At 64.5% G+C, this 20,659-nt stretch carries 17 protein-coding genes; 4 read left to right on the top strand and 13 right to left on the bottom strand.

The annotated features are described in order from the left end of the window. The first annotated feature begins 65 nt into the window (after positions 1-65). On the top strand, positions 66-1,010 hold the full coding sequence (locus DSOUD_RS14555; RefSeq protein ID WP_053551692.1) for a LysR family transcriptional regulator: 945 nt from the start codon (positions 66-68) through the stop codon (positions 1,008-1,010). 59 nt (positions 1,011-1,069) lie between these two features. Here the strand turns inward: DSOUD_RS14555 and DSOUD_RS14560 are convergent, their stop codons facing one another. Continuing rightward, on the bottom strand, positions 1,070-4,183 hold the full coding sequence (locus tag DSOUD_RS14560) for an efflux RND transporter permease subunit (RefSeq protein WP_053551693.1): 3,114 nt from the start codon (positions 4,181-4,183) through the stop codon (positions 1,070-1,072). After that, on the bottom strand, positions 4,180-5,337 hold the full coding sequence (locus tag DSOUD_RS14565; protein WP_053551694.1) for an efflux RND transporter periplasmic adaptor subunit: 1,158 nt from the start codon (positions 5,335-5,337) through the stop codon (positions 4,180-4,182). The genes DSOUD_RS14560 and DSOUD_RS14565 overlap by 4 nt, the downstream gene beginning before the upstream one ends. A gap of 307 nt (positions 5,338-5,644) precedes the next feature. Between DSOUD_RS14565 and speD the strand changes: the two genes are divergently transcribed. Together speD and DSOUD_RS14580 are read left to right on the top strand one after the other, a co-directional pair. Further along, entirely contained in the window at positions 5,645-6,445 is an 801-nt protein-coding gene (gene speD, locus DSOUD_RS14575) for an adenosylmethionine decarboxylase (protein WP_053551696.1), read from the top strand. A 34-nt stretch (positions 6,446-6,479) separates the two neighbouring features. Next, on the top strand, positions 6,480-7,727 hold the full coding sequence (locus tag DSOUD_RS14580) for a ChaN family lipoprotein (RefSeq protein WP_053551697.1): 1,248 nt from the start codon (positions 6,480-6,482) through the stop codon (positions 7,725-7,727). Between the two features lie 107 nt (positions 7,728-7,834). Here the strand turns inward: DSOUD_RS14580 and DSOUD_RS14585 are convergent, their stop codons facing one another. Then, positions 7,835-8,815: a class II fructose-bisphosphate aldolase gene (locus tag DSOUD_RS14585; RefSeq protein WP_053551698.1), complete on the bottom strand. Its 981-nt coding sequence runs from the start codon at positions 8,813-8,815 to the stop codon at positions 7,835-7,837. Between the two features lie 248 nt (positions 8,816-9,063). Here DSOUD_RS14585 and DSOUD_RS14590 point away from each other — a divergent pair, with 248 nt between their 5' ends. Continuing rightward, positions 9,064-10,512, top strand: a complete 1,449-nt coding sequence (locus DSOUD_RS14590) for a glyceraldehyde-3-phosphate dehydrogenase (RefSeq protein WP_053551699.1) — start codon at positions 9,064-9,066, stop codon at positions 10,510-10,512. A gap of 82 nt (positions 10,513-10,594) precedes the next feature. Here DSOUD_RS14590 and DSOUD_RS14595 read toward each other — a convergent pair whose 3' ends face one another. Genes DSOUD_RS14595 through DSOUD_RS18570 form a run of 10 tightly spaced genes read right to left on the bottom strand, consistent with a single transcriptional unit; the run spans position 10,595 to position 20,635 of the window. Beyond that, positions 10,595-12,142 carry a 4Fe-4S binding protein gene (locus DSOUD_RS14595; protein WP_053551700.1) on the bottom strand — a complete coding sequence of 516 codons (1,548 nt, stop codon included), beginning with the start codon at positions 12,140-12,142 and terminating at the stop codon, positions 10,595-10,597. After that, positions 12,139-13,059 carry a DUF362 domain-containing protein gene (locus DSOUD_RS14600; RefSeq protein ID WP_082351297.1) on the bottom strand — a complete coding sequence of 307 codons (921 nt, stop codon included), beginning with the start codon at positions 13,057-13,059 and terminating at the stop codon, positions 12,139-12,141. Before DSOUD_RS14600 ends, DSOUD_RS14595 begins: the two co-directional genes overlap by 4 nt. A 26-nt stretch (positions 13,060-13,085) precedes the next feature. Then, positions 13,086-13,694: a glycine betaine ABC transporter substrate-binding protein gene (locus tag DSOUD_RS14605; protein ID WP_053551701.1), complete on the bottom strand. Its 609-nt coding sequence runs from the start codon at positions 13,692-13,694 to the stop codon at positions 13,086-13,088. Beyond that, a complete protein-coding gene (locus DSOUD_RS14610) occupies positions 13,691-14,584 on the bottom strand; it encodes a NosD domain-containing protein (RefSeq protein WP_082351299.1) in 894 nt (297 codons plus the stop codon). The genes DSOUD_RS14605 and DSOUD_RS14610 overlap by 4 nt, the downstream gene beginning before the upstream one ends. A gap of 10 nt (positions 14,585-14,594) precedes the next feature. Beyond that, complete coding sequence (locus DSOUD_RS14615) at positions 14,595-14,897, bottom strand: DUF3467 domain-containing protein (protein ID WP_096335444.1); 303 nt, start codon at positions 14,895-14,897, stop codon at positions 14,595-14,597. 49 nt (positions 14,898-14,946) lie between these two features. Further along, positions 14,947-15,981 (bottom strand): hypothetical protein, encoded by a 1,035-nt coding sequence (locus DSOUD_RS14620; RefSeq protein WP_053551704.1) that lies wholly within the window; start codon positions 15,979-15,981, stop codon positions 14,947-14,949. After that, positions 15,978-17,351, bottom strand: a complete 1,374-nt coding sequence (locus DSOUD_RS14625) for a NosD domain-containing protein (RefSeq protein WP_053551705.1) — start codon at positions 17,349-17,351, stop codon at positions 15,978-15,980. Before DSOUD_RS14625 ends, DSOUD_RS14620 begins: the two co-directional genes overlap by 4 nt. Further along, positions 17,326-18,360: a carboxypeptidase-like regulatory domain-containing protein gene (locus DSOUD_RS14630; RefSeq protein WP_053551706.1), complete on the bottom strand. Its 1,035-nt coding sequence runs from the start codon at positions 18,358-18,360 to the stop codon at positions 17,326-17,328. The genes DSOUD_RS14625 and DSOUD_RS14630 overlap by 26 nt, the downstream gene beginning before the upstream one ends. Then, positions 18,357-19,553, bottom strand: coding sequence for a right-handed parallel beta-helix repeat-containing protein (locus DSOUD_RS14635; protein ID WP_053551707.1), 1,197 nt, complete (start codon positions 19,551-19,553; stop codon positions 18,357-18,359). Before DSOUD_RS14635 ends, DSOUD_RS14630 begins: the two co-directional genes overlap by 4 nt. Then, positions 19,550-20,635, bottom strand: coding sequence for a hypothetical protein (locus DSOUD_RS18570; protein ID WP_053551708.1), 1,086 nt, complete (start codon positions 20,633-20,635; stop codon positions 19,550-19,552). The genes DSOUD_RS14635 and DSOUD_RS18570 overlap by 4 nt, the downstream gene beginning before the upstream one ends. Positions 20,636-20,659: the final 24 nt, after the last annotated feature.

Raw genomic sequence — 20,659 nt, forward strand, 5'->3', positions numbered from 1 at the left:
GAAGCGAATTGTTTTTATGGCTCAATAAGTAAGTCTTATAGTCGCCCGTCCCGAAAGAGAGGCCCATGGAAACACGCTATTTGAAGACGCTTGTCGTTGCTGCGGAGACCGGCAATTTCTCGCGGACCGCCGAGATTCTCAACCTGACCCAATCGGCCGTCTCCCAGCGCATCAAGTTTCTCGAGGAGCATTTCGGCCAGCAGCTCTTCGATCGCGCAAGCACCGGACTGGTCCTCACCCGGATCGGCGCCCGAATCATCGGCAAGGCCCGGGCCATCCTCACCAGGGAGCAGGAACTGCGCGACGAGCTGGAGCGTTTTTCCAGCGAAAAGCGCCTCTCCCTCTGCTGCACGCCGACCTTCGGCACCGCCTATCTCCCCCGGGTTCTCAACCGGTTTCTGTTGCAGAACGCCGATCTCGACGATCTCAAGTTCATCTTCGCCCAGCCCGACCAGGCGATCAAAGGGCTCCTCGAAGGGGATTTCGACCTGGCGGTCATCGAGTACTGCCAGGACCTGGAACTGGAGGGGCTCTTCATCCAACCGCTGCCGGAGGACGAGCTGGTCTTCATCGGCGCCCCCCAACTCGACCTCGGCGAGGAGGCGGTGCACCTGGACGACCTCCAGCGCCATCGTCTCTATGCCCGACGGGACGGCTGCAGCTCGAAACGGCTGCTGCAGCAGAACCTCGAGAAGGTCGGCAGTTCCCTCTCCGCCTTCCCGGGCCTGGTCATTTCCGACGATCTGCGCCTGACCATCAGCAGCGTTGAGGCCGGCAACGGCATCTCTTTCATCTCCCGCAGCCTGGTGGTCGAGCAGCTCGCCGCCGGGACCCTGCGGGCGCACAGAGTCCCCGACTTCCGCCAGATCCGCTGCCGCAGCGTCGTTCTCCACCCGCATCGGACGGCCGAGCCACTCCTCCGGACCTTTCTCGACTGCATTGAGGACGTCTGCGGCACCGGCAGCTGCACCCTCGCAGCCGAGGCCGTTCCGGCCGACGGCCGGCAATAAAAAAGGGCCGGCACACGATCCGTGCCGGCCCTTCTTCTTCCCGAGAAAACTCCCCCTTGCTACCCTTCGGCCGCTCCGACCGCCCGCCGTCTTTGCAGCCGCCCCATGACCCCCTGCTGCAGTCGATCCATATAGTAATAGATCACCGGCGTGATGTAGAGGGTCAGCAGCTGGGAGACGAGGAGCCCGCCGACCACCGCCAGGCCGAGGGGGCGGCGCGCCTCGGCGCCGGCGCCGAGGCCGATGGCGATCGGCAAGGTTCCCATGAGCGCCGCCATAGTCGTCATCATGATTGGCCGGAAACGGATCAGGCAGCCGCGATGGATCGCCTCCAGCGGCGAAAGCCCCTCGCTGCGCTGCGCTTCGAGGGCGAAGTCGATCATCATGATGGCGTTCTTCTTGACGATTCCGACCAGCATGATGATGCCGACGAAAGCATAGAGGTTGAGATCCTTGCCGAAGATCAGCAGGGTGATGAGCGCCCCGAAGCCTGCCGAGGGGAGTCCGGAGAGGATGGTCAGGGGATGGATGTAGCTCTCGTAGAGGATCCCCAGGACGATGTAGATTACCAGAATCGCCAGAATCAGCAGCAGGGCCAGCCCCTTGGTCGAGGCCTTGTAGACCTGGGCCGTCCCCTGGAAGCCGGTGGTGATGGACGGGGGGAGGGTGCGGGCCTCGGCTTCGATGGCCGCCACAGCGCTCCCCAGCGGCACCTCCGGCTTGAGGTTGAAGGAGACGGTCACCGCGGTGATCTGCCCGAGGTGGTTGACCGACAGGGGCCCGAGGCCGCGGGTGACTGTGACCAGGGAGGAGAGGGGGACGAGGGCGTCCTCGGCCGAGCGGATGTAGAGGAGCTCCAGTGCGGCCGGATCGGCCTGAAATTCCGGCGCCAGTTCCATGATCACCTGGTACTGGTTGGTCGGGGAGAAAATGGTCGAGACCTGGCGGGCGCCGTAGGCCGAATAGAGGGTCGTTTCGATCTCTTCGGCGCTCACCCCGAGGGATGCGGCCCGGTCCCGGTCGATGCTGAGGTTGAGCTGGGGGTTCTTGATTTCCAGATCCGAGGTCACGTCCTGCAGCAGCGGCAGGGAGCGCAGTTTCGCTTCAAACTCCGTCGCGGTGGCGTAGAGTTCGTCGCTGTCCGGGCTCTGCAGCACGAACTGGTACTGGGCCTTGGAGGAGGTCGATTCGAGGCGGACCGGCGGCGGGTTCTGGAGAAAGATGCGGATGCCGGGAATCCCCCCGAGCTGCGGCCGCAGGCGCTGGATGATCTGGTCGGCGTTGGCTTCCCGTTCGCTGCGGGGCTTGAGCTTGATGAACAAAAAACCGCTGTTGGAACCGACCCGCGAACCGGAGGCGCCGACGGAGGACATGAAGGCTTCGACGTCGGGGTCTTTAAGGACGATGGCCACCAGTTGGGCCTGATTGCGCTTCATCTCCTCGAAGGAGACCCCCTGGGCCCCCTCGGTGATGCCGCGGATGGCGCCGACGTCGTCGGCCGGAAAGAGCCCCGTCGGGATCCGGGTGAACAGCCAGCCGGTGGAGACGGTGAGTAAGAGGGTCAGGATGAGGACCGACCGCCGGTGACGGAGCACCCAATCCAGGGTTCTTTCGTAGAGACGGAGCCAGCCGTCGAAAAAACGCTCCATGAACTGGTAGAGGCGGCCGTGGCGCGCCTCGGCGTAGGGCTTGAGAAAACGGCTGGCGAGCATCGGCGTGAGGGTCAATGAGACGAAGCCGGACAGGAGGATGGCCACGGCGATGGTGATGGCGAACTCGTGGAGAATCCGGCCGACCATGCCGGCCATGAAGAGGACGGGGATGAAAACGGCGACCAGGGAGATGGTCATGGAGACGATGGTGAAGCCGATCTCCTTCGACCCCCGCAACGACGCCTCCATCGGCGTCTCGCCCTTCTCCATGTGGCGGACGATGTTCTCCAGCATGACGATGGCGTCGTCGACGACGAAGCCGACGGAGAGGGTCAGGGCCAGCAGCGTGATGTTGTTGATCGAGAAGCCGAACTGGTACATGACGGCAAAGGTGCCGACGATGGAGAGGGGGAGCGCCAGACTGGGGATGACGGTCGCCGAGAGATTGCGCAAAAAGAGGAAGATGACGAGGATGACCAGGACGATGGTCAGAATCAGGGTGAACTTGACTTCCGATACCGACTCGCGAATGGAGCTGGAGCGGTCGTAGAGGATGTTGAGCTCGATCGCCCCGGGGAGCTGGGCGCGGAAACTGGGGATCTCCTCCTTGATGCGGTCGACCACCGCGATGGTGTTGGTCCCCGGCTGGCGCTGGATGGCCAGGACCACCGCCCGCGTCGATTTTCCGCCGGCATTGTACCAGGCGGCCACCTTGTCGTTCTCGACGCCGTCGCTGACCGTACCGAGGTCGGAAAGACGCACGGGCGCGCCGGCGCGGTAGGCGACGACCAGCGAGCGGAAGGCCGCGGCGTTGTAGAGCTGGCCGCTGACCTGCAGGGTGTAGGCCTGGCTTTTCCCCTGCACCCCCCCCGTCGGCAGGTTGACGTTCCAGCTCGAAAGAGCCGCTGCGACCTCGTTGAGGCCGATCCCCCGGCTCACCAGCAGCCGTGGGTCGAGGTCGATGCGCACCGCATACTTCTGCGAACCGTAGACCAGGACCTGGGCGACTCCGCTGATCATGGAAATGCGCGGCGAGATGACGGTATCGGCGTATTCGTTGACTTCGGAGAGGGGGAGGGTCGGGGAACTCAGGGCCAGATAGAGAATCGGGGAATCGGCGGGGTTGACCTTGCGGATCGACGGCGGACTCGGCATCTCCTTGGGGAGCTGGCGGGCGGCCTGGGAAATGGCCGACTGGACGTCCTGGGCGGCGGCATCGATATCCCGGTCGAGGGCAAACTGCAGGGTGATGATCGTCGACCCCGCGCCGTTGGTGGAGCTCAGCGACTCGATGCCGGCGATGGTGGAGAGCTGGCGCTCCAGGGGGGTCGCCACGGCGCTGGCCATCGTCTCCGGATTGGCCCCGGGGAGACTGGCGCGCACCTGGATGGTGGGGAAATCGATGCTCGGCAGGTCGTTGACCGCCAGGAGCCGGTAGGCGAAGGTGCCGAAGATCAGGATCGAGAGCATGACCAGGCTGGTCATCACCGGCCGGCGGATGAAGAGGGCCGAGACGTTCATGGCTGCAAGGCCCCGGACTCTTTCACTTCGACCCGGGCGCCGGGAGAGATCCGCTGCTGCCCCTCGGTGACCACCGATTCCCCGGCGGCCAGTCCCGCTTCGATGACCGTCTCGTCGCCGGCGCTGATCCCGACCTTCACCCTTCGCGTCTCCGCGCTGCCGTCCGGCTGGACGACAAAGAGGTACGTCCCCTGCTGGCCGGTCTGTATGGCGGCGCTCGGAACGACCACCGCATCGGCGAGGGTCTCGAGCAGGAGGGCCACCTCGACAAACTGCCCCGGCCAGAGCCGGTTGCCGGGATTGGCAAAGGTCCCCTTGAGGCGGATCGTCCCGGTGGCCGGATCGACCCGGTTGTCGAGAAAGCTCAGGGTCCCGCGCTCCGGCGGTCCGTCGTCGCCGGGAACCTGCGCCGACACTTCCAGGCTTCTTGCCGCCTGGTGCCTGCGCAGTGCCGCCAGGCTCCGCTCCGGGAGGCTGAAGCCGACCAGAACCGGGTGGAGGGCGTTGATGGTGACCAGATCGGGGGCGTCGTTGGCCTTGACCACCGTCCCCGGATGCACCAGCAGCTCGCCGGTCCTCCCCCCCTGGGGTGCACGGATGGTGGCGTAGCGGAGCTGAATGCGGGCCTGTTCCAGGGTGGCACGGGCGGCGGCCAGGGCCGCCTCCAGGCTGTCGGCCTGAGCGCGGACGGTCTCCGCCTCCTCGCGGCTGACGAATCCTTCCTCCAGCAGCCGGGCGTAACGCGCCGCATCGGCTGCGGCCTTTTCCGCCGCCACCCGCGCCTGCTCCCCGTCGGCCTCGGCCTTGGCCAGGGCGGCGGCCAGGGGGCCTTGATCGAGGGTGAAGAGGAGGTCTCCGCGACGGACCTCATCCCCTTGCCGGAAATGGACCCGGGCGATGACCCCGGCGACCTGGGACCGCACCGTGACCGTCGACGAGGCCTCGACCTGGCCGACGGACCGGAGTTCGACCGGCACCGCTTTTTGCTCCGCCCGAGCGACGACGACCGGCACCGGAGGCCGGGCCGGTGCCGGGGTGTCCCCCTTGGCCTTTTCGTCCGGCGAGCAGCCGGTGGCGCAAAATAGGGCGGCCAGCAGTAAGACTTTCAGGAGGGGTGACGGCGAAGGCCGGCGCCGAGGTCGGGGAGTGAGCATCTGGGCCTCATGGAATACGGGCAACCAAAGGAAGTCGTTCTTTGACTTGCAGGGCGCCCGGCGGGATGACGGGAGCTTTATCCTAGCTTTTCCCCTTGTCGGCCGTCAATGGCAAAACCCGCAGGACAGGGTCTTCACGGGGGGTCAGATCCGCCGCCTCGGCCTCCCCGGCGGGGCGCCGCTGCGGTTCCGGAATTAAATGAGGGGCACCGCAGAATACCCCTTGTCCTGAACCGTCCTTTCATGGTCTAATCACTGGATTTGGCTTGCCAAATATCTCACCACCCCCTTGGGAGGGATATTGCTTATGTGCGCAAAGAAGAACGTCAAGACCGTCCGCAACAAGCGTCCGCCGCGAATCAAGCTGCGGGGCTTCAACAATCTCACCAAAACCCTTTCCTTCAACATCTACGATGTCTGCTACGCCCGATCTCCCCAGGCGCGCAAGGAATACCTCGAGTACATCGACGAGGAGTACAATTCCGAGCGTCTGGTCAAGATCCTCACCGAGGTTTCGGACATCATCGGTGCCAACATCCTCAACATCTCCAGCCAGGACTACGATCCGATGGGGGCGAGCGTCACCATCCTCATCGCCGAGGAACCGGTGGAGACCATCAAGCCCGACCAGGTGCTGGCCCATCTCGACAAGAGCCACCTCTGCATCCACACTTACCCCGAGACCGACTCGCGCACCGGGGTCTCGACCTTCCGGGTCGACGTCGACGTCTCCACCTGCGGCAAGATCAGCCCCTTGAAGGCCCTCAACCACCTGATCGACTCCTTCGAGTCGGACATCGTGCTGATGGACTACAAGGTCCGCGGTTTCACCCGCGACGTCAAGGGGAAAAAACACTATATCGACCACAAGATCCTCTCGATTCAGCAGTACATCCAGAAGCACATCCTCGACAACTACCAGTGCGTGGACATCAATATCCACCAGGAAAACCTCTTCCACACCAAGATGCTGCTGCGCGACTTCAACCTCGACAACTACCTCTTCGCCACCGCCGCCAGCGACTTCTCCACCGAGGAGAAGGCCCGGGTCAAGGAGAGCCTGAGCCGCGAGATGACCGAGATCTTCTATTCCAAAAACATCTACTGACCAAGGCATCGCCGCTGCCGATGGAGACCGCCCCATGCCCTCAGTCGTGCACACCGTTCCGGCCGCCCTCTTCTCCCTCCTCCTGCTCCTCATGAGCGGCTGCGCCCCTCCCCCTCTCGGCAACCCCCGACTCCCCTACCCCGGCGGCCAGCCGCCGGAGGTGGGGGAGATCCGCCACCTCGCCACCGGCGTCTCGGTCAGTCAAGGGGAGATGCTGGCGGTTGTCGGCGATGCGCGCATCGTCTATGTCGGCGAAACCCACGACAATCCCGCCTCCCACCGCCTCGAACTCGCCGTACTGCAGGAGATGTCCCGGCGCCATCCCGGAAACATCGCCCTCGGCATGGAGATGTTCACCCCGTCCCAGCAGGGAGTCCTCGACGACTGGACCGCCGGCCGCCTCGACGAAAAGACCTTCCTGAAACGGGTCCGCTGGTTCGAAGCCTGGGGGATGGATTTCGACTACTACCGGGAACTCCTCGATTTTGTCCGCCGGGAGAAGATCCCCCTTCTCGGCCTCAATGCCGAAAAGAGTCTGGTTTCCGCCGTCAAGGAGAAGGGGCTTGCCGGACTCTCCGAGGAGGAGCGGCAGCTTCTCCCCGAGATGGATCTCGACGATCCCTACCAGCGGGCGCAGACCACAGCCATCTTCGCCGGCCATGACCAGGGGGGGCGGCACCTCGAGCGTTTCCTGCAGATCCAGACCCTGTGGGACGAGACGATGGCGGCCAACGTCGCCGCCTATCTGGGCAGCCCCGCCGGCAGCGGAAAGCGCCTGGTGGTGGTCGCCGGCGGCAACCACGTCCGCTACGGGTTCGGCATCCCCCGCCGGGCCTTCCGGCGCCTCCCCACCTCCTATACCCTGGTCGGAACCCGGGAGATCCTCATCCCGGAAGGAAAGGAGGAGTCCCTGATGGACGTCGAGACCCCCGACTTCCCCATGCGCCCCTACGATTTCATCCTCTACTGCGCCTACGAAAGCCTCGAGAAGACCGAGGTCAAACTCGGCGTCCTCCTCGGCACGGACGCCGGGCGGGTGACGGTGGAGGGGGTGGTTCCGGAGTCGAACGCGGAGGCCGCCGGTCTGCAGAAGAGGGACTTTCTCCTGGCCATCGACGGCGAGGCGATAGGCGACACCTTCGACCTCATCTATGCCGTCAAGCAGAAGCGCCCGGGCGACCGGGGGACCCTCCGCATCGAACGGGAGGGGAAAGAGGAGTCGGTGGAGGTTCTCTTTCGGGAGCCGCGGCCGATGGGCAGCCACGGCCAGCCGAAAAAGTAGGAACGGGAGCGGGTCCTTGGCACCGGTCGCTATTTACATGACGAAAAAAGGCCCCCGTTCCGGAGAAGGAACAGGGGCCCTTTTCGTCTCCCTACCCTGATAAACCCTCAGGCCTTGCCGGCGCTGCCGAGGACCGCCTGGTTCTTGTGCTTGATCAGCCTGACCAGTTCGTTGCGCGCCTCGCCGAGATATTTGCGAGGATCGAATTCGCCGGGGTTTTTGGCGAGGTATTCACGGACCTTGGCGGTCACCGCCAGCCGGCCGTCGGAGTCGATGTTGATCTTGCACACGGCGCTGGCCGCGGCGCGGCGCAACTGCTCCTCGGGAACGCCGACGGCCCCTTCCATATGGCCGCCGTAAGCATTGATCAGCTCCACGTACTCCTGCACGACGCTGGAGGCGCCGTGGAGAACGATGGGAAACCCGGGGAGGCGCCGTTCGATCTCCTCGAGAATATCGAAGCGCAGCGGCGGCACCGATTCCCCCTCCTTGAGGCGGAACTTGAAGGCGCCGTGGCTGGTGCCGATGGAAATGGCCAGGGAGTCGACGCCGGTCTTGGCGACGAAGTCCTCCACCTCCTCCGGCTGGGTGTAGGTGGAATGCTCGGCGGAGACCTCGTCCTCGATCCCGGCCAGGACCCCGAGTTCCCCCTCGACGGAGACGTCCCGGGCGTGGGCGTAGTCGACCACCTTCTTCGTCAGGGCGATGTTCTCCTCATAAGGGAGGTGCGAACCGTCGATCATCACCGACGAGAAGCCCGAGTCGACGCAGGATTTGCAGAGCTCGAAGGAATCGCCGTGATCGAGATGGAGGACGATGGGGATCTTCGAGCCCATCTCCGTGGCCATCGCCACGGCGCCCTGGGCCATGTGGCGCAACATCGTCTCGTTGGCGTAGTTGCGCGCCCCCTTGCTCACCTGGATGATCACCGGCGAGGAGGTTTCGACGCAGGCGACGACGATGGCCTGCAGCTGCTCGAGGTTGTTGAAGTTGTAGGCGGGGATGGCGTACCCGCCGCCGACCGCCTTCCTGAAGATTTCCCGGGTATTGACCAGGCCAAGATCACTGAAATGCACCGTATTGCCCATGGATATCGACCTCCTTGCTGAAACGGGGAACCTTGTCGGGCGCCGGCCGCGCCGTGCCGCAACGACCAAGGCATTTTTTCTGCGGCGACAAAGGCTTATTAATATCAGCCAACTGGGGTCAAGTCCAGCCCTAAGTCGCATTTTTATCCCGGCAAAAAGGTTGAAAAAGGGGGGAAGTTCAACTAAGATACGCGGGTTTGTACGCAACCGGCCGCTACGGCCTATTCTTGTTGGGAAGGGATCCTGAGATGAGTAGTACCAAGAAGCAGGAAAACTATTTCAAGGACTGGCAAAACCGGGAAGAGCTCGCCGAAACGGCCCTCCCCCTCATCGGCCGGCTCTACCGCAACCACGGCGTCGTCACCACCGTCTACGGGCGCTCCCTGGTCAACAAGTCGACCATCGACATCCTCAAGGCCCACCGCTTTGCCCGGCAGATTCTCGAGAACGAACTCTCGATCCGGGACAGTTTTCCGGTCATCGAGGCGATGACCCGCCTGGACCTCGCCCCCGGCAAGGTCGACATCGGCAAGCTGACCATCCGCTTCCAGGCCCAGGGAAACGGCCTCGACCTCGACACCTTTCTGCGCCAGGAACTCGCCGCCATCAACACCGGCAAGGCTCCGATCCTCAGCGAGCCCCGCGACGTCGTTCTCTACGGCTTCGGCCGCATCGGCCGCCTTCTCGCCCGCATCCTCATCGAGCAGGCCGGCGGCGGCGACAAGATGCGCCTCCGCGCCGCGGTGGTGCGCAAGGGGAGCGACGACGACCTGGCCAAGCGCGCCAGCCTCCTGCGCCGCGATTCGGTGCACGGCCCCTTCAACGGCGCCATCACCATCGACAAGGAGGAGAACGCGATCATCGCCAACGGCAACATGATCCGCATCATCTACTCCGACGCGCCGGAAACCGTCGACTACACCCAGTACGGAATCAGGGACGCCATCCTCGTCGACAACACCGGCAAATGGCGCGACCGCGACGGCCTCGGCCGTCACCTCCAGGCCAAGGGGATTTCCCGCGTCCTCCTCACCGCGCCCGGCAAGGGGACGATCCCCAACGTCGTCTACGGCGTCAACAACGATCTGATCCGGGACGAGGAGAGCATCCTCTCCGCCGCCAGTTGCACCACCAACGCCATCGTCCCGGTCCTCAAGGCGATCAACGACGGCTTCGGCATCGTCAACGGCCACGTGGAGACCTGCCACTCGTACACCAACGACCAGAACCTCATCGACAACTACCACGACAAGGACCGCCGCGGCCGCGGGGCCCCTCTCAACATGGTCATCACCGAGACCGGCGCCGCCAAGGCCGTGGCCAAGGCGCTGCCGGAACTGGCCGGCAAGCTCACCGGCAACGCCATCCGCGTGCCGACCCCCAACGTCTCGCTGGCCATCCTCAATCTGACTTTGGAGAAAGAGACGTCGGTGGCCGAGCTCAACAGCTATCTGCGCGACGTCTCCCTCGACTCGCCGCTGCAGAACCAGATCGACTACACCAACTCCCCCGAGGCGGTCTCCAGCGACTTCGTCGGCAGCGAGTACGCCGGTGTGGTCGACTCCCTGGCCACCATCGTCGAGAAAAACCGCTGCGTCCTCTATGTCTGGTACGACAACGAGTACGGCTACAGCTGCCAGGTGGTGCGCATGCTCGACCGCGTCGCCGGCCTCGAGCTCCCCTCCCTCCCCGCCTGAGGCAGATTCCATACATCTAAAGACAACGAGGGCGTCCCGGATGGGGCGCCCTCGTTTTTTTTAGTCCTGCCCTACCCCCTGATCAGACCCAGGCATCCTTTGTCCGCCGGCTCTCCCCTTCGTTAATCACCCGGATGGCGCTGCTCCCCTCGATGGGACACTTGGTTTCGCAGATGCCGCAGCCGACACAGCGTTTTTTCAGCAGTCGAGGGAATTTGAGGTTGGTCGCCACCCCCTCGACAAGGACCTCCTTCTCCTCGAAAACAATCGCCTTCTCCCCCGTCGGACAGTGCTCCTCGCAAACCAGACATTCCACCCCTTCGGCAAAAGGGAGACAGCGATTTTTGTCGAAGACCGCCAGGCCGACGACCTCCTTCTTCTTCTCGGCCAGAGGGAGGAGGCGGATGGCGCCGGTGGGGCAGACCTGACCGCAGAGCGTGCAATTGTACTCGCAGTAGCCGATGCGCGGGACGAGGAGCGGGGTCCAGAGACCTGTCGCCCCGGCCTGGAGGAAGGCGGGGTGGAGAGCGCCGCCGATGCAGACTTTCAGGCATTCACCGCAGCGGATGCAGCGGCGCAAAAATTCCTCCTCATTCACGGCGCCGGGGGGACGAAGGAGGAAGGGGTTGCGGCGATAGACCGGCGGAGCGATCCCGACCACCGGCGCGATCAAAACGCCCCCGGCCAGGGAGGCGAGGAGTCCCCGGCGGCTCAGATCGATCCCCACCCTCCCCTTCCCCGGATTGCCGAAGCTCCAAGTCACCCGGCGCTCGGGGCAGAAGTCGCTGCAGTCGAGACAGAGGAGGCACTCCTGGCGGCGATGCCCCCCGGCGGTCACCGCACCGGCGTGGCAGCGCTCGGTGCAGCTCCGGCAATCGGCGCAAAGGGTCCCGGGGCGGCGAACCAGGAGCGCCCTGGAGGCGCAGAGACCGAAAAGGGCGCCGAGGGGACAGAGATTCTTGCACCAGAAGCGCCCCTCGACCTTCTCAAGAAAAATGATCGCGACAAAGACGACAAGGGTGAAGAGGGAGAGGGTGAAGTAGGGCTGCTGGAAGGCCAGGACGGTGTCGCGGAACAGGGGGTAGGCGCCGTTGACCAGGGGCGAAAGGAGGGGCACGGAATGCTGATAGAAAAAATCGAAGAAATCGCTGAGGAGAAGATTGGCGGCCGGATAGAGCGAGAGCGTCAGGGTGCGAAGAAAGATCGCCAGGGGATCGAAGAGCCCGAACAGCTGCACGCCGAAGAGAGCGGCGGCGACTAGGAAGATCAGGAGATAGTACTTGATCCGCCGCCGGCGGGGATAATTGCCGTTCGCTCCGCGCCCCAGCGCCTTGCCGCAGCCGTCGAGGGTGGTGCCGAGGGGACAGATCCAGCCGCAGAAGAATCGCCCGAAGAGCGCCGTCAAAAGGAGCAGGGCGAGGGCCGGCCAGAGAATCGCCCAGGGAAAGGAACCCGGAGCGAAGGCGGCGGCGAGAGCGGCGAGGGGGTCGAGGCGAAAGAGGAGGCCGACAGGATAGGGGAGCCTGTCCTCTCCCCGGTATTCCGTCGCCAGAAAGAGGGCGACGATGATTGCCAGGGAGAGGATCTGGACGGCGCGGCGCAGATTTCGGAGGGTCAGAAGGGTCTTCAAACCATGCGCACCCTGGTTAAATCCATGACCCCCAGTCCGCGCCGGGCCCCGGCAACGATGGTTGGGATCTCCTCGGGGCGAAGGTCGAAGAGAGATACGGCGGCACTGTCGGCGGCGATGATATCGGGAGAGGCGATGAGGGTATTTTTAACGCGCACGTCTTCGAGGCGCCCCCCCTGGGGTCCGTTGGCCACCAGAATCCGGGTGGCGTCGATGAGGGTCAGGGTCGAAGGGATAATGGTGTTGATATCGGCCAGGGACTCGGCGATTTCCCGATGGAGGGTGCCGCGGTTGCCGCCGATCACCCCCATCAGGTTCTTCATCCCCAGGGTAAGAATGGACATGGAGTGATGCTTGGCAATCGGCAGGTTGATCAGGCGGTCGGCATCGAGGGCCGGTCCGTAAAAGGACCAGCGGGTCAGCTCCACCCCCCTCTTGATGTCGAGGTCGCGATAGGCGCGGCGCTCCATGTGCTCGATGACGGCCCGTTCGGATCCGATCTCCTCGACGGCCTGCTGGATGCCGCTCTGCACGTAGCAACGGCGGGGATCGTTGGCACTGCGATCGAAGACCCGCACTTTTTTGGCCCCGGCCTCGAGGCAGAGTTCGACGACGGTGCGCACCACCAGGGGATGGGTATTGGCCGCCAACTCGACGGTCCGATCCCAGCCGATGTTCGGCTTGACCACCACCGTTTCGCCCGGCTTGACGAAGGCGCCCATGCCCCCGAGGGCCGCCACCGTCCGGCGCACCAGCTCCGGGATCTCTTCTCCCCGACGCACCGCCACGGCAGGGAACGTCTCCGGACTTGCCGCGGCGGCCCAGAGGTCGAGAACCGGCACTCCGCCCATGGCCGTCACCGCCAGGGCGCTGCGCAGGGCTTGTCGAACAAATTGGCGGCGATCAATTGCCGGCATCTTGCCTCCCGGGGGAACCCCCCTCTTCAGATCAGCTGACCGTCCTTGAGAAACTGCCGGGCCACGGCGGCGATATTTTCACCGGCGGCCTTCGCTTCGAGGCGTTGCATGGCGGGAGCGTCGATCGCCCCGCCGAGTTTGTTGATCAGACGGGCCAGGGCGGGAAATTTTTTCAACGTGTCCTTGCGCACCACGGGGGCGGCCTGAGCCGCCACCCCCGCGGGGGCCACCCTTGGCTCGTCGAAGCCGATCGGCTTGAGCCAGACCAGGTTGAGCTCCTGGTTGTAGGTGTCCTTGACCGCCTGATAAAGCGCTTCGGGATCGGATATCGCCGCCCCGTGAAGGATTTCCACCTGCCCGACGCCGGTGTACTCCACATAGAGGTCGAGGTCGGCCTTGAGGAGGGAGGCGTGGGCTGCGGCCGAGGAGTCGAAACGCTGGACCTTCACCGACGTCCCGGTGCGCTCGCTGATGAGGATCGACAGGAGCTGGGCCAGGATATCCTGCTGCACCGTCCCGGTGGAGCCGATCACCAGGGTCTTGCCGACGCAGGCCCCGGCGGGGAGGACGGCAGCGGCAAAGAGGATAAAGGATGCCAGAACGAGAGCGAGCAGGGGGAAAAACGTCTTTTTCATAATTGATCTCCTTGGTGCAGGTGCCATGCGTCTATGGGGACCGGAGCGGCGAGGGGCTCGGGGGCCCTGACCGTTCCCAGACTCCGATCGAAACGGTGATCAAAGAAGGTGGAGGCCACGGCCTCCGGATCGCTGCTCCCCCACCAGTTGCCGGGGAGGGTAACGTCGCCCTGCTGTTCCAGCCCCAGCTTGACGCTGTAGGCAAGGCTGCCGACGATGTTGTTCCCCTCGATGACGGCCCTGTCGTCGCCCCGGGTGACGACGAAGATACCGATGTCGTTGTCGCGGATCTCGTTGTGGTGGATATGAGCCGTGCTCCCCCGCTCTTCGTAGCGCAGTCCGTGGCTGTTGTCGTGAATGCGGTTGCCGGCCAGTTCGAGCTTGACCGTCGAGAAGCGCACGCCGTCGACGTTGTAGCGGAAGACCGAGTCGACGATGCGGGCCTGGCAGAAGTGGATCTGGACGCCGCTGTAGGCGTACTCGCTGACCACCCAGGAAAGTTCGGCGCGCCGGGCGAAGTCGAGATAGAGATATTTCCAGTCGGCCTTCTGGGGTTTTGCGGCGCCGCTGGTAAAGACAATCGGCGCCCCCTTCGTTCCCCGGGCGAGAAGTTCCCCTTCCACCAGCAGTTCCGAATCGCCGATGCCGTCCCCGTCCCCGTCGATTTTGCTGAAGACGACGCGGGTCCCGGGAAGGATCGTCAGCCGACCCTCCTTCTTGACGGTGGCCACCCCGCTGATTCTCACCTCGCCCGACCAGACCACCGCCTCGGTGATGACCGGGGAGTTTAAAATCAGCAGGTGCTTTGCCCCCCTCCCCTGACAGCCGCCGGAAACGAAGAGCAGGCACGTCAAAAGGAAGACGGAGGCCAAAGGTTTTCCCCGATTCATCGCGTCCCTCTCAATGGACCTTCCCCCCGTCCGGGGCAGGTTTTGGACGTTCGCCTTCCACGGCGCCGTGGGTCCGTTCGTAGCGGGCGAGGTTGTCCTGCAGCGCCGCAATCAGGCGCTTGACGTGCCGGGGAGAGGTGATCACCCGGCTGCGCACCTTGGCCCGGGGAGCCTGCGGCGGAACGAAGATGAAGTCGAGCGTGAACTCCGAATCGCTGTGATTGACGACGGCCAGGTTGGCATAGACACCCTGGGCCATCTCCTCGTCGAGCTGGATTTCCAGTTTCACCTCGGCGGGTTTCTTTTCGCTCATCATATCTCCATTGCACGGATTAAGGCAACGCCCGGAGAAGCCGGGGATGCTACTGCAGGTCGATCGGCTCGACAATAATAGTGATCCCCTCGAGAGCGGCGCCGGCGCCGACGTCCAGGCCGTGGTCCGCCGACTCGTCGTACATCCCGAAGAGCTCCCCCGGCGCCGGGGAATCGCCGTAGCGCTCCCGGGCGCCGAGATAATAGGTGCCGGGCTCTTTGAGGGTCAGGGTGAAGAGGCCGTCGCTGCCGGTGGCGGGGGAGAGGGCCGCCGGGCGCTGGTGGCCGATGACCCGGTCGGTGTAGGCGAAGACATGAACACCAGGGACGGCCTTGCCCTTGTCGTCGGTGACCCGGCCGGAAACCCTGGGGCCGCTGCGGCGATCGAAGACTTCGCTTTCGGCCTCGTCCTTGACCTTGCGCACCGCCGTCAGCTGCACCCGGACCGTCTTCCCCGCCCTGGCCAGCAGGGGGTTTCCCGGATAGACGGACAGATAGTCCCCCTCGAGGATCGGCCCGACGCGCCCTCCCCCCTGGCGCTTGCGGGCGGCGAGAAAGTAGCCGCTTTCGGGGAGCCCTTCAAAAATAAAGGAGCCGTCGCTCCCGGTGGGGAGGGAGAGCCGGTACCCCTGTCCCTTGAGATCCTCGGCGGCGTCGAGATAGAGAGAGACGTAGGCCCCGGCCAGGGGACGCCCCTCGAATAGGATTTTCCCCTCGATGGCTGCCGAATATTCGTCCTCATAGGCAGCAAAAATTGGCGGGTCGACCGGGACGGCCTGCAGCCCGGCCCAGACGGGACTTCCGGAAACGGCGACGGGGTTGCGCCCGCAAAAGGCAAAATAACGATTTCCTTCGTCGCGGGCGAAGAGGGCGTAGAGGCCGTCCGGCAGTTCGAGCCGGAAAGCGCCGTCCTCCTCCGTCGGTGCCGAGAGGGCCAGGGGGGGAGCGGAGAAGTCGAGGCCGCCATGGGCTTCGACCCGCATCCCGGCCAGGGGGGCATCGCCGAGCACCACCCGCCCCGTAACCGTTCCGCCCCACAGGGACGCCGGCAGAAGGAGGAGGAGAAGGAATAAAATCGTCCTCACGGGGTCACCTCCAGACCGGCCCCTTTTGCCGGCGCCTCCAGCCAGGGGCTGAAGACCACCCGGTCGAGACGATAGCTGTCGGGTCCGAACCCCTCATAGATGACTTCCGGCTTGTCGCAGCGATCGAAAAAGATCTCCAGGTTCCCCTCGCTCCCGGCGGCGGCCAGCTTCGCCGTATCTTTTCCCCACCAGTTGCCGCTGACATCCACGTAGTCGTTGAAGACGGTGGGGGCCTTGGCCAGCAGGGGGTTCTGGCTTTTGCGGGAGAGAGCCTCTTTCTGCACCATGCCGCTCGATCCCGAACGCTTCTCCCAGTCGGCACTCTGGAAAATTCCGAGTTCCACCCCCCTCCCGTTGTCGAGAAAATTGTTCTCTCTCACCTGCGGATAGGAGGAATAGTCGACAAAGAGGGCCAGTCCGTTTTTTTCGATGCGGTTGAGACGGACTTCCGGATTGGACTTACGGTTGTTGTACAACGCCGTCCTGTTCCCCCGCAGCAGATTGCGGGCCACCCGGGGGGAACCGAACTGGTCGTTGCGGATCGCCGTCTCGTTGTCGAGGAATCGATTGTTTTCCACCACCGGATAGGAAAAGGAAAAGTTCACCAAGGCATTTTCGTTCTTCTCGAAGGTGTTGGCGAGAATCGTCGGGGTGTTCTGGGTCTGATTGCAGAAGATGCCGACGCCGTTTTCCACGAAGCGGTTCTTTTCAATCCGGTCGGGATATTTCTGCACCAGGGTTATCCCCTGCTTGTTCTTGAAAAAGAGGTTGTCGACGATGGCGCCGCTGCTGTTGTGGGAGGCGAAGATCGCTGTGTTTGTATGACCTTCGAAATGGTTGCCGCGGATGACCGGAGTCGATTTCATCTCGTTTTCGATTCCCATCCCGTTGCCGACGAAGCGGCAGTCCTCGATGAGGGAGTGCGACTCGCGCAGCAGCTTGATGGCCGCCGTACAGTCGGCAAAGGTGCTGCCGCGCACCGTCAGATCCGTGGCGATACTGCTGAGGGCCGCCTCGGCCCTGGAAAAACGGGCCTGCTCGATGACACTGCCGGGCGGAGCCTCGACAAACTCGATCCCCTGCCACTTCTCCACGGCGATAAAGACAACGGGGGAGGCGGCCGTTCCCTGAACGAGAAGAACCCCCTGCACCATGAGGCGCGCGGCGGCATCGACGGGGCGAACCCGGGTTCCGGCGGCAATGGTCAGGGTCGCCCCGGAAGGGACGGTCACCGGAGCCGCCAGCACCACTTCGCCGCGCCAGGTCGTATTCCCCGACAGGGGTCCGGAATAGGTGGCGGCTTCGGCCAGGGGACTTCCGCAGAAAAACAGAGCAAGAAGCAGGCTAGGGAAGCAATTTCTTTTCCACATGGATGGATATCTCCCGAATCGGCTCGCTTGCGCCGATGGTCACTGCCGAACCCGACTCTCCCCGGTATCGGCCGTAGAGTTCCCCCTCGCCGGCCGGCCCGCCGAAGGCCTCCCGGGCCAGGAGGTAAAAAGGCCCTGCGTCGGGCAAGGAGAGTTCGAATCGGCCGGCGGCGTCCGCAGGCGCCGAAAAGTAGTCGGGTGTTCCGGTCATGGCCGGGTCGCGATAGGCGAAGACGTGAACGCCCGCAGCCGGTGTCCCCTCGGGACCCTTTACCGTACCACGAATCCCCCGGAACGGGGGAGCCTCCCCTTCTTCGAGCATGGAGAGGCGGGTGATCGTTTCAATCCGCACCTCCCGGGTTTCCCCCTCGCGGATGCGCACCGGATTGCCGTAGTAGTAGTTGAAGCGGTCACCGATCTCGATGGGACCGAACTGCCCCCCCTTGGCCCGCTTGCGCGCCAGCAGGTAATAGTCCCCCGGGGGGAGGCGGAGACGAAAGCGCCCCTTTTCCACCGGCTGGATGAAGTACCCCGGCCCCTTGAACCCGTCCTCGGCCGTGTTGTAGACGTAGAGATAGCAGTGTTCGAGAAGTTCCCCCTCGAAGGTGATCTCACCGCGGAGCCCCGAGCGACCGGCGACCGGCGGCGCTTCTTCGGGAATCCTGATCAGGTTGAAGCCGACGTTGGTGTAGGCTCCCTCCCGCACCTGCACCGGCGCGCCGCTGTAGAAGCAAAAGTGACCTCCCGGGCGCGGCGGACCGTCGTAGTCGCGGGCGGTGAGATAATAGCTCCCCGGCGGCAGCTCGAGAACGTAGGTGCCGTCGACGGCGCTCGGCGCCGCCACGGCCACTTCTCTGCCGACGGCGATGTCGGCGATGGCGCGGTAGGCGCGTACCCGGATCTCGGGGACGAGTTCGCCGCGCCAGGCGGCACGCCCCTTGACCCCCGAGGCGCCTTCGGCCTGCACGGCGATCAGAAGCAGCAGCAAAACCATGCCCCAGCGTTTCATGGCAGTTTCTCCAGGTCAGCGGTCAGGGGGACCTTGCTCCAGGGGGCAAAGCGGACGGTGTCCAGGGGGTAGGTTTTACCCCCCTCGGTGAAGGTCGGCGTGTCCCGGCCGTCGGCGATGGAGACAGGATTTCCGCCGGCGCCGGTCTTCTCCAGCTCGGCCGTTTCCTTGAGGCCCCACCAGTTGCCGCGGGCATCGACGGTGCCGTCGAGAACCCGGGGACGGCGCTCGTCTTCGGTGACCTCGTTGCGCGCTCCGCGGCCGAAGGCTCCGACGCTGGAGACTTCCTCCTGCCGGACGACGCTCCCCTTCTCCGCCTCCCAGGCGGAGGACTGGAATTCGAGGACCAGGGCGCTGCCGTTGCCGGTGAAGTCGTTTCCGGCGATCACCGGGTAGGAGGAGTAGGCGACGGCTATGGCGAACCCGTTGTCCCTGAGGTCGTTCCCCTCGACCCGGGGGTCGGAGCGGCGATAGAGGCGAAGGCCGGTCTCGTTGCCGCGCAGCAGATTCCCCTGCAGATGCGGCCGGGCGGCGCGGTCGACGAAAATGCCGACGCCGTTCTTTTCGAAGCGGTTCCCCTCGACCCGCGGGTCGCTGCCGTAGTGGGAGATCATCAACCCCGTCGGATTGCCGGAAAAGACGTTTCTGCTCAACATCCGGGGGAGGGCCCGGTAGATATAGACGCCGAATTTGCCGTTGCCGGTGAAGAGGTTGCCGGTGACCAGCGGCGCCGCTTCGTCCTTGATGAAGAGGCCGACCCGGCTGTTTCCGGAAAACCGGCAGTCCCTGACCTCCGCCGCGCTCTTCTGCTTGATTTCCATCCCGACATCATTTTTTTCGAGACGAAGGCCTTCGAGTTTCGGCGCCCCGCCGCCGACGAAGATCCCGGTGCGGGCGCCGTCCACGGTGCAGTCGGAGAGGACGGTGGCGGCATCGCACCCCTTGAGGACAATCCCCTCCCAATTCCGACCGGTAAAGCGTACGCCCCGGGCGACCAGGCGCCCGGCCACCTCAAGCTTTCCGCCGGAAAAGGTGACGACCGTCCCAGGCGCCACGGTCAGAACAACGCCGGGCTCGACCCGCACCGTCTCGCTGAAGCTGAGTTCTCCTTCCCACAGGGTGGCCGAACTCAGGGTCAGGCTCCAGGCCGGCAGGGGGAGGAGAAGGAGGAGAAGGACCAGGGCGCGCCTCACCAGACCTCCCTCACCACCAGGTCGCCGAGAGGCAGGGATTGGTCCCTCGAAAGAGCGACGCCGTGGTCGGGACGGCCGTCGTAGGTGCCGACCCACTCCCCCGGTTCGAGAGGTCCGCCGAAGGTGCTGCGGGCGCCGATGTAGTAGGTCCCGCCGTCGCCGAGATAGAGGACGAATCGGCCGCCGTCGTCGCTCGGATCGGAAATGTAGCTCGGCTTGCCGACCATGCGGCTGTCGAGATAGGCGAAGGCATAGACCCCGGAGACCGGGTTGCCGTCCTGATCGACGGTGCGGCCGGAAAAGAAGGTCTTGGTTTTGGTGAACTTCCCCTGGCTGAGGCGCTCCTGGCGCTGTCCGCCGTCGACCGTCTTGAGGGGGAAATCGCCGAGAGAGGCGACCGTGCCCCGGGGTACCGTCACCGGATTGCCGGGATAGGTGCCGTTGAGATCGCCGGGCTGAACCTCCCCCATTCGCGACCCGTCGCCCCGGCGGCGCGCCGCCAGATAGTAGCGCCCCGCCTGCAGATTGATCCGGAAACGACCGTCGTCGCCGGCCTGAACCGCCTCGCCGTAGGAAGGCCCCATCAGCCCGGCGGCCTCTTCGGTGTAAATGTAGACGAAGGCTCCGGCCACCGGCGCTCCTGCGGCGACAATCCGCCCGGTCACCCCGGTCCCCGGATCGGGGATCAGGGAGCCGCTCTGTCCCATCTCCCGCAGGGAAAAGGAGGGAATCTCTTTAATTGCGGCATCGATTTCGACGGGGTTGTCCGGACACTCGGCCATCAGCATCCGCACCCGCCCGGCATTCTCCTCCTTCTTCTTGCCGATGAGATAGTAGCGCCCCGCCGGGAGGGTCAGCCGGTAGCGCCCCTCCCCGTCCGTGGAGGTGACGGCAAAGGGGAGAGTCGACCGATCCTTGTCGTTTTTCAGGTAGACCTCGATCTGGGCCCCGGAAAGGGGGTGCTCGCCAAAGAGCAGAAGACCCTGAACCCCCGACTCTTCCCTCTGGGGACAGGCGGCCAGCAGGGGGAAAAGAAGGGCCAGAAAGAGGAGGCGTTTCGTTTTCAGGGCCAAGCGGGACATGACTGATTCCTTTGCGGCAAGGCG

This window comes from Desulfuromonas soudanensis (genome assembly GCF_001278055.1).
GTDB classification, from domain to species: Bacteria; Desulfobacterota; Desulfuromonadia; order Desulfuromonadales; family WTL; genus Deferrimonas; species Deferrimonas soudanensis.